Annotated in this window: 3 protein-coding genes; 2 read left to right on the top strand and 1 reads right to left on the bottom strand. The window is 68.3% G+C overall.

All coding sequences use genetic code 11. The features are described 5' to 3' along the window. On the bottom strand, positions 1-349 hold a 349-nt coding region (locus GPA_RS03135; RefSeq protein ID WP_083808881.1), incomplete at its 3' end, for a RidA family protein. A 107-nt stretch (positions 350-456) separates the two neighbouring features. Here GPA_RS03135 and GPA_RS03130 point away from each other — a divergent pair. Beyond that, positions 457-1,047, top strand: a complete 591-nt coding sequence (locus GPA_RS03130) for a hypothetical protein (RefSeq protein ID WP_015538903.1) — start codon at positions 457-459, stop codon at positions 1,045-1,047. Between the two features lie 151 nt (positions 1,048-1,198). Further along, the coding region (locus GPA_RS18805) for an ABC transporter ATP-binding protein/permease (RefSeq protein ID WP_041238908.1) at positions 1,199-2,586 on the top strand (1,388 nt) is incomplete at its 3' end.

Genomic DNA, 2,586 nt, shown 5'->3' with positions numbered 1-2,586 from the left:
CCACGAGCGCGCCCTTCGGCAGGCCCGCCACCTGCACCGCCGAGCGCGCGGGCAAATGAGCGCCGAACGAGCGGGCGTACACCTCGTTCACCGCCGCGAAGTCGCCCAGATCGGCAAGGAAGCACGTGGCCTTCGCCACGTGGTCGAAATCGGTGCCGGCGGCCGCGAGCAGCGCGCCCACGTTGCGCATGACCTGCTCCGCCTGCTCGGCCGCCGTCTCCCCCACAAGCTCGCCCGTGGCCGGGTCGAGCGCGATCTGCCCCGAGGCGAACAGCAGCCCTCCCGCCACGACCCCCTGCGAATAGGGGCCGATGGCCGCCGGGGCCCCCTTCGTCTCGACAACGTCCATGAGCGCTTCCTTCCGTGTTCGGTGTTTCCGCCCATTCTAGCGCATCGCCCGGGCCCTGTTTGCCCTATACTCTTTCCAACCGATCCATCCGATGCGAAGGAGGCCGCATGGCCGCTACCGTCAAGACCCTTATCGAGCACAGCGGCGAGCTGTACTGGGGCACGCGCCAGGCGATGCCGGGATACCATTTCGGGCTGTCGCTTAACGTGATGGAGAACGGGCTGGTCGCGCGCGTGGTGTACGTGATGAGCGACCTGGACGACAGCGAGGAGCCGCTCGTGACGCCCGAGCTTCTGGCCTCGGCGTGCTTCTCCGTGGACGACCTCGCCGGCAACGGCATTGTGCTAAGCGACCTTCTGGACGACGAGGAGGCCGACGACGAGGGCGTCATCGGCTGGTACTGCGTGGAGGAGTCGTTCTTCGGCAAGGACGACGTGGAGGCGCTGCGCGCCAGCAACGACCAGCTGGACGGCTACCTGGACATCGTCCTTGCCATCATGACTATCTCGGCGGACGAGATAGCCGCCGGCATGCCGTCGCTCGAGGAGGTGTCGTTCTTCGACTTGCTCGACGAGCTGGAGGGCATCGCGGTGCTCATCGACGAGGGCGCGCTGGCAAAGCCGCTCCCCTTCACGTTCCGCCTGATAGGCGATGCGCTTCTGGGATGGGAGTCCGCCGACGAGGAGGACTGGCGCTAAGGAGGGGCGAGCGGCCGCGCAAGCGAGGCTCCGCAGCCGCGCCGTTCCAGCTGGCGCGGCCCCTCCCTTTATGTTACTATAGTAGTATCATTTAACGGCAGGGCAGCGGCGCGGGGCCGCCGCGGGCCCCGGGACGCAAGGGAAGCGAGCCATGATCGACAAGGCCATCTTCGCGCTTCCGGGGGTGGGGCGCATCCTCGGGCTGCTCGCGGCGTCCGCGGCGCTGCAGGCGCTCGCGGTGCTGGGGCAGGCCTGGTCGCTGTCACGCGCCATCACGAACCTGTGGCTGGGCGGCGCGGTCATCGACCAGGCCCTGCTCGTAGCCGTGTTCCTCGCGTGCTTCATCGGCCGGCAAGGCGTGCTCTGCGCGCAGTCCGCCCTGCTCGACGCCTACGCCTACGAGCAGGCGAACGCGCTGCGCCGCTCGCTGCTCGAGAAGATATTCACCACGAACGCCCGGCTCGTGCAGGACCACGGCACCGGCAGCGTGACCGCCGCCGTGCTGGAGGGCGCCGACCAGGTGGAAACGTACTTCAAGCTCATCCTGCCCAAGGTCACGGGCATCGCCCTCATCCCCGCCATCCTGCTGGCGGCCTCGTTCGCGCTCGACTGGGTGTCGGGGCTCATCATGTTCGTGACATTCCCGTTCATCATCTTGTACATGGTCATCATGGGCCACACGGCCAAGGAGAAGGCGTCGCGGCAGCACCGCACGTTCGAGATCATGTCGAACCATTTCATAGACACGCTGCGCGGCATCGACACGCTCAAGCTGTTCGGCGTGTCCAAGCGCTACGGGAAGAGCATCTACGAGGTGTCCGAGCGCTTCCGCGAGGCCACCATGCGCACGCTCAAGGTGGCGAACCTCTCGAGCCTGGTGCTGGACACGTTCGCGACGCTCTCGGTGGCGGCCGTGGCGTTCATGCTGGGATTCCGCCTGATCGACGGCTCGGTCACGCTGTTCCCAGCGCTCGCGCTGCTCGTGATAGCACCCGAGTACTTCCGTCCTATCCGCGAGTTCGCGGCCGACTACCACGCCTCGCTCGACGGCAAGAACGCGCTCGCGTCCATCCAGGCGCTCGTGGACGCGCCCGACGAGCCGCCTGCGGAGCTGCCGCTGCCCGCCTGGCACGCCGATGCGCGCCTCGGGCTCGAGGGGGTGGGCTTCTCGTACCCGGGGTTCAAGGCGCTCGAGGGCGTGACGCTTGCGGCCGAGGGGTTCCAGAAAGTGGGCATCGTGGGCGCAAGCGGCTCGGGCAAGAGCACGCTCGTGAGCCTGCTCGGCGGCTTCGCCTCGCCCGACGAGGGCGGGATCGACGTGGACGGCGTGCGGGCGCAAAGCCTGCGCCAGACGACCTGGCAGAGCCAGGTGGCCTACATCCCGCAGGACCCCTACCTCTTCCACGCCACGCTGCGCGAGAACCTCGTGTTCTACCGCCCCGACGCGACCGACGACGAGGTGGCGCGCGCCGTGGAGGTGGTGGGGCTCGAGGGGCTCGTGGACGAGCTGCCCCGCGGGCTGGACACGCGCATCGGCGA

Source organism: Gordonibacter pamelaeae 7-10-1-b (assembly GCF_000210055.1).
GTDB classification, from domain to species: domain Bacteria; phylum Actinomycetota; class Coriobacteriia; order Coriobacteriales; family Eggerthellaceae; genus Gordonibacter; species Gordonibacter pamelaeae.
Note: the sequence above shows the minus strand (reverse complement) of the source record. Positions and strands in the feature narration are given on the sequence as shown.